Here is a 539-nt window from a genome sequence, read left to right as displayed (position 1 = left end):
CGCGCAGCTGTTGGTGTCGTGGTCGTAGTACTGCTTCTCGGACACCCAGGAGCCCACGGCGTCGGACGCCGACCAGTCGGCGCCGGCGGAGCCCCAGAAGAGGTTCTCGCCGTAGGGCCCGCCGGAGTGGATCAGCTKGCAGTCGCCCTGGCGCTGCGCCGCGTAGCTCTGCGCGTACGCGGCSACGGTGTCGTCCCAGGACACCGGCCCGACGCCCACGTCGGCGCGCGCCGCGTTGTGYGGGTCCACGTAGTCCTGCGGCGAGTTCTGGGCCGTGCACGGCGCCACGACGATGGCTGCCATGGCCAGAGCTAGGAGACACGCTAGCCTCGGTGCCATTGTTTGTTGTTTGCTGATGAACTAATTATGAGCAAGCACCAGTGCAAGCAAGGCCAATGTGTGATCGCCGTGCACGGCGCCACGACGATGGCTGCCATGGCCAGAGCTAGGAGACACGCTAGCCTCGGTGCCATTGTTTGTTGTTTGCTGATGAACTAATTATGAGCAAGCACCAGTGCAAGCAAGGCCAATGTGTGATC

General features: G+C 63.6%; 1 protein-coding gene. It reads right to left on the bottom strand.

Going from position 1 to position 539, the window contains the following annotated elements:
• Positions 1-303: CAP domain-containing protein (locus tag FWJ25_RS20805; protein WP_223163292.1), on the bottom strand; the 303-nt coding region annotated here is incomplete at its 3' end.
• Between the last annotated feature and the right edge of the window lie 236 nt (positions 304-539).

It is taken from the genome of Marinobacter salinexigens (assembly GCF_008370345.1).
GTDB lineage: Bacteria > Pseudomonadota > Gammaproteobacteria > Pseudomonadales > Oleiphilaceae > Marinobacter > Marinobacter salinexigens.
Note: the sequence above shows the minus strand (reverse complement) of the source record. Positions and strands in the feature narration are given on the sequence as shown.